Here is a 6,929-nt window from a genome sequence, read left to right on the forward strand (position 1 = left end):
TATTCACTATTTTTTCTTGTTAAAAATGTAGCTTACTAGCAGATTAAGCTTATACTTAAACTATTAATCTCAAAAAATTTCATGCCCTTTGCAGTTCCATACTTAGTTTTTAACAATATAATAGCGTTAGTATAGGAATGAACATATAATCAGCACCTGAATAATTTCATCACTCAAAAAAGAACTATCTCAAAAAACTGAGATGAAAATAAAAAAAGTGTGATTGTAGTCATTCTACAATCACACCTGAATGAAAGCAAGTACAAAATCGAGCTCACTTTCAGCACTTAACGAGAGTAGAATAAAACTGCATATTCTTCCTCTACTGGTATTTCTTTATTATTCATGTTTCTTCTTTCTTTGTGCATTTAACCATAGCAACACGCCTAATCCTATTAAGCTAATCCCTAACCAAATTATCCATGGATTACTTTGATCTCCAGTTTTTGGTATAGCTTTTGATTCTTCGTAGGTTGCTGAGTGCTGTGCGTTACTAGAAATTGTTAAATTACTTGAGCTATTACTATTTGAACTCTTGCTAGGCGTTTCATTTTGTTCAACTACTTTTACAGTAGCTGTAACAGTTAATTGTTCTTTACCAGCATCAGCGGTTCCTTCATTCGGATCAATAGTATATTCTACTTTGTATGTTCCTACTTTTTTAGTATTAACAGTACCACTTACTTTTACTTTTGAAAATGGTATAGATTGTCCATCTCTTGATGTTGCTCGAACAAAATTATCTTTTGCACTCCATTTTTCACTAGTTTTAATAATGCTGTCTTTTACAATAATTTCAGCTTTATTTTTTAGAACAGTGATATGAGCTATTGCTTTAACACCATCATAAAGATAACTCACTTCATACGTTCCGGGTGTTTTACTTTCTACTGTTCCAATTACTGTAATATCAGCAAATGAAACCTTATCTCCTCGTTTATCTTTTGCTCCGTCAAAGTTGTCTTGAGCATTCCATTTTTCACCAGCGTAAATTGTGCTGTCATGGGCTTTCACCGTTGTTTCTCTTGTTTTGACAGTTACAAGAATAGTGGTAGACACACCTTCATAACTATATGTCACTGTGTATTCACCTGGCGTATTTGGATTTACTTCTGGTGATTCTTTTACAGTAATATCTTTAAATGCTACTGGATTTCCTGCCTTATCTACAGCTTTATCAAAATTATCTTTAGCAGACCAGTCATCACCTACATAGATGATAGAATCGTGAGCAATTACTGCTGTTTTAGGATTTTCGACCTTAACTTGAACAGTAATAGAAACATTATCATACGTATAAGTTATTGGATATGTTCCTGCTTTACTAGTATCCACAGTCCCGCTTACTTGAACATCCGTAAACGCTACTGGATTACCATCTTTATCACGAGCACTATCAAAATTATCCTCCGCATCCCATGCTTCGTCTAAATATACAACGGAATCATGGGCATTTACTGCTGTTTTAATTTCTTTGATAGTAAGCGTAATCGTTTTAGAAATTCCATCATAGCTATATGTGATTTTGTATGTTCCTGCTTTATTTACGTTCACAGTTGGATTTTCGGTTACCTTTACATCTTCAAATTTAATAGTATTGCCGTCTTTGTCTACAGCACTATCAAAATTATCTTCTCTAGACCAATCTTCTCCTACGTAAATGGAAGAATCATGAACATTGATACCCTCTTTATTTTCCTTTACAGTAACGGTAATAGTCATCGAAGCCCCTTTATAGGAATAAGTGACATTATAATTACCAGGTTGTTTTGTATTCACACTACCAGTAACAGTGATATCTGCTAAATTTACTGGATTCCCGTCTTTATCTAGCGCACTATCAAAATTATCTGCTGGTGTCCAGCTGTCAGTCGTATAAATAGTGGAATCATGGGCATTTACTGCTGTTAAAATAGCTTTTACCTTGACATTAATAGTAGTTGAAACTCCATTATATGTGTAAGTTACTGGATATATTCCTGCTGTATTAGTATCTACAGTACCTGTAACTTCTACATCTTTAAACGCTACTGGATTTCCTTCTTTGTCTACTGCACTATCAAAGTTGTCTGATGCTGTCCAATTATCACCTATATAAATCGTGGAATCATGGGCATTAATTGTAGTTAAGTCTTTTGCAACTGTTACTTGAATAGTAACTTCTGCTTCTTTGCCATCTTTGTTTACTTTGTAAGTTAGCGGGTAAATTCCGCCATTTTTTGAACCTTTTTGAATTGCATTTAGTTGTGTTGTATCTGCTTGAACTGTAACAGCTTGTGCACTTGAATTCACGCCATCTTTCACTTCTTCAAAAGCAGCTGTTTTAGCTAAATCAAGTGATTCAGTTTCTGTCAGTTTTTGAGCGTCTTTATATTCTATGGAGAAATCTGTCGCCCCTAAAGTGAACTGATTTTTCTGCACTACTTTACCATCAGCTGTTTTTACATAAACTGGCGCAGTAGAAGTTTTTTTAGTTCCAAATATATCTTGAATTTCAACATTTAAATCTGTTGCTGCTAAAGTTTTTCCATTAGTAGAGCCTCCGACAATTGCGCCAGACCCATCACTTAAAGTTTGTACAGTAGCAATTCCAGTATTTGCAGTTGTCCATTTGTAGCCATCTGTTTTCGCTTGAATATTTTGGAAGAATTCTGGTTCAATCGTGTTTTCAGCTGCTTCCCCGCTTGTAGATGTTACTTTGGGTAAAGTTACTGTTAAACTACTTCCGGTTTGAACAAGTTTATTGTCTAAATTTACTTTTAAATCTTGTTCTGGAGAATAAGCAAAGTAACCAGCATTAATGTTTTGAGCAGATGGTTGGACCGGGTCAATATTTTTAACCCAACCTTTGTCTGCGCCCGTATTTGGTGGATTGCTATCAATCGTACCATCTTTACCTATGTTTTGTAAGGTATATTGATAACCTTCCTTTTCAGGGAATTTAACAGCATAATTTCCATAATCAACGCCTAAAGTATAATCAAATTTATATTTTCCATTAGCGTTTGTTTTTGTTGTTACATTTTCTCCATTATTTTTAGCAGGTTCATATGTTGAAGTTGAATTGTTCCATTTGTATAGTTCAACTGTTTCATTGGCTAATGGTTTATCACCTTTTGATTCTTCATATAATCCATTAACATTTTTATCTTCAAATAATACACCAGCTAGTTCTACGATAACTAGTTCTGCTCCTACTCTTGTACCGGATAGTGATCCAGAGTAAGTATTAGTTATAACACGATAATATGGGTTATAAACATCGCGTTCACTAATTTTATTGTCAGTTGTCGCAGATTCAAAAGTTTCATCAACTCTTAATGGAATCTTAAACACTTGTGTCTCTCCAGAAGCAATTTCCGTTTTAACTTTAATTTTAACCATATTAACTTTCTCATAACTGGAAAGAGAACTTTGGTAAATACTAGATGAATCATAGTTATCCGCATTCGCTTCTGTTGTATAACTAACATCAAATTGTTCTTGTTGTAAAGCTGTCAGTTGAATAGCATCATTTAATTTCATATCCCATTTAAATGCTTCTGGTTGGAATTTTGATCCAAAATTTTGTCCTGTTTTTGGAATCGGAATGTAGAGCTCAAAAGTTCTAGCACTATCATTAGAAGTATTAGTAACTTTAACGGTGTAATCAGCATCAGTTCCCGGAGTAAAATAGGATACAGTACTATCATCCCCTTCTACATAAGGTGATTTCTCTCCTTCTCCAGCAATATTCAAGAACGTTTCTACTGATACTGTGTCTTGTTTCGGTACGCTTAAAGCACTAGCATTAGTAGAAAGTAAGTTTTCATTGTCCTTACCATTATTATTAACATCTAGACCAATATCCGAAAATTTATTTGTAGCTAAAGCAGATGTTACATTAGGTCCACCCCAAGCAAGTAATTCTTGAATATCTGTATGAATACTTTTATTTAAAGTAACATCAAATGAAGTATCATAGCTAATATTCAAATACTGCGCTTTATATGGATAACCAATAAATTCGCCTACTAATACATCAGTAGTTTTTAAAACATAAACTTTGTCTCCATTTTTAGCTGTTTCTTGTGTAACCGTAAAATCAACATCTTTTCCATCCTGATCTGTTAATTTAATAGAAGTTGGTTGTATTCTTGAACCCTCTATTTGACGTAAATATATCTCAGGGTCACTAAGAACTGTTCTAGTACCATAAGGATAATCAAACAAGCGTAATGTTGCTTTTGTAGTTATTTTATCTCCAGCACGAGCTGTTTTAGTTGGCGCTCCGTCCTGGTTGTAGAAATTAGCAGTTCCATTCGCAGCTGAAGTACTAATATTTGCAACTGAATATGTTGATGTTCCATTAACTTTTGTACTTTCTTCATCTTCTGCATCCCAAATGCTCGCTTTAAATTGAACAGATTGAATACCTGGTTTAACGAGTCCATAAGAAGCAGTAGATAACGAGCGGAAATAGCCTGACTCTTCTACATTTGTAAAACCTACAGAGAAATCACCTACATTTGCTTTTACTTCTGTAAAATACTCTCCATCTTTTAGTCCTACTGCATCTGCATGAAGTTGAGCCATTTTATTACCATTAGTTTTTGGAAGTGTACCATTGTACGTTCGAAACTCTGAATTTAAATTTGTTTTATATTGGATATCAGTTACTTTATTCCCTGAAATAGTCCCATCACAAGGTAAATTGACAATATAAGCTTGCCAGTTGTCGTCAAACTTAATATCGTAAATTTGATTTGTTTTAACTCCTGCTGTAGCTTTATTGCTTACTATTACACTGCCAGCCCAAGTTTCGTTATTAGGATTAATATTTCTGCCATTTGTTGTTATAGTCATTTTATTTTCTGTTGAATCTACAACTTTACAAGTATCTACTGGGGCAAGTGTAGTTAAATCAGCCGCAATATTTGATAATGCATCTGATTCAAATACTGTTCCATCATATGCCGTCATAACTGCATGAGGTACTTTTGGCGCCGAATATACACCTGGGTTCGTCCCTTTAGGTACTTTATATTTTACTGCAAATACAGAGTCAGCTACACCATTGTAAGACATTTGATTAAAATCAACGACTACTTTATTTTCCTCAGGATAATGAGTTACTGTTCTCTTATCACTACTACTAATTAAGCTCCCTGACTGGTTAACAACTCCTACATACTCCATACCTTCTGGATAATAAAGTGTAGTGGTAACATTTTTAGGAACAAAATATCTTGCTCCACGACCGTCTTCTTGATTTATACCATTTATTACTGAATAAAATTTTGTATAATTATATGAAGCTACATCATCAGTACTAGGTAAAACCTCTGGTAGAACTTTTTGTGTATAGTAGTTACGGAACATCGTTTGGAGGCTATCCTGTTCTGCATAACCAATAACTTTTTTTCCTTCAGCATGAATACTTTGTTCAGCAGTTGCTACAGGTGTGTCTCCTTCACCCATGAAAGTTTCTACTTTAATAGGATCTTTTATATCAGTCGCTCCATAGTATTTAGCCCCGTCCACGCGTACAGAAAAAGTAAAGGTAACTCTTTCAGTTCCTGGGTCTAAATTATAACTTACCGTTCCATAAGTCCCGCTATTATAGTTTGTTTCCTTATTAGGAATTGTGACAGAATTAATTGCACTTCCCAGCGGATCTCCTGAGCTTAAAGTACTTAATATTCCAGCATCAACAGTTTTCGGTGCTTGGTAACTTGTTGGAACTGGGATTGTAACAAAACGCATGCCATCTGGTAAAGTAAAATTCACTTTCTTATCATTAGAATTATCGTCATTAAATACTGCTGTTACAGTAACATCTTTAATAGCACCATTAGCCCAGGCTTTCTTATCATAGTCAGGGATATTTAAAGTTACGGTAGAGTTTTCGGTTTTTAAGCTTTTCAGCGTGTTTTTAGTAGTTTCATTTTCTGGTTCAGAAGTTTGTTCTTGTTTTGGAGCTTCTTGCTCTGCTGGACTTACTTCTTTTTCAGTAGAAATACCACTAACTTCATAAGATGCGGTGAAGGTTTGTGCTTCTTTATCTGAATTAATTTCTTTATAAGTGATTAGAAAATCAATAGAACCATTTTTTTCAGCTGTATATTCCGCTTCTTGGCCTTTTACTATTTTTCCATCAGGTGTTTCGATTGTTAAAATTTCGATTTTATTATCTTTTGGTGCCGTTTTGATTTTGAGGTTTGCTTTCTTTTTATCACTAGAAATGTCTTTTTGAACCTCATAGGAAATTACCTCATTATCAGTCTCTGCAGCAAATACTGTGAATGATGCGAGGTTCAGTTGACTTAGTACTAATATGGTTGTTAAAAATAAAAGCAAAGAACGTTTTATACCGGTCGTTTTAATAGTCATATATGCGTGTCTCCTTCTCATTTTTGATGTATGTTAATACGTGGGTAATAAAAAAATTATTGCAGGTATTAAGTTAATTGTTGAAGCTAAAAAAGTTTTTCCAGCTTGTTTTATAGAGTTTATATATTTTTCTTTTAGCAAACTATATTGTAATTATGATAGAAATCAACGCAAATTCAAATAATCATTTACAACTAAATCATGTGTTTTTAGTAAATCACCTTCATCTTTTTGTAACATCTTCCAGGTTTTTCAACTATAAAAACCTCCATTTAAAAAGAGAAGATAGAAAATTATCTTCTCTTTTGTACTATTTATTTTTTTATCAGCTAATTTTTTGGATTCGTTTCTCTCACAACAAATTTCGCTTTATATCAACATATATTATCTCTTCAAAAATCTCTTTACAAGGTTTGATTTCTGTAATTAAAGCAGCAATTTGGCTGACCAAGACAAAACCATCGTTTGTATCACCTTTTTCTACTGCTTTTCGTAAAGTATCTAGCATTAGTTCTTCAAATGTTCTATTTATTATAAGATGTATATAATACTATATT

2 protein-coding genes are annotated in these 6,929 nt (G+C 33.6%); both read right to left on the reverse strand.

Features of this window, described 5'->3' with window-relative positions; genetic code table 11:
* Positions 1–339: 339 nt before the first annotated feature.
* Positions 340–6,372, reverse strand: a complete 6,033-nt coding sequence (lcp, locus tag HCB45_RS14050) for a putative cellulose-binding protein LCP (RefSeq protein WP_185620306.1) — start codon at positions 6,370–6,372, stop codon at positions 340–342.
* A gap of 352 nt (positions 6,373–6,724) precedes the next feature.
* A complete protein-coding gene (locus HCB45_RS14055; RefSeq protein WP_185318261.1) occupies positions 6,725–6,880 on the reverse strand; it encodes a hypothetical protein in 156 nt (51 codons plus the stop codon).
* Between the last annotated feature and the right edge of the window lie 49 nt (positions 6,881–6,929).

This window comes from Listeria farberi, assembly GCF_014229245.1.
Lineage (GTDB): Bacteria > Bacillota > Bacilli > Lactobacillales > Listeriaceae > Listeria > Listeria farberi.

What these genes read in the sequence shown, in the direction of transcription:
- lcp (WP_185620306.1), bottom strand. Translation starts at nt 6,372, where the DNA reads ATGACTATTAAAACGACCGGTATAAAACGTTCTTTGCTTTTATTTTTA.
- HCB45_RS14055 (WP_185318261.1), bottom strand. Translation starts at nt 6,880, where the DNA reads ATGCTAGATACTTTACGAAAAGCAGTAGAAAAAGGTGATACAAACGAT.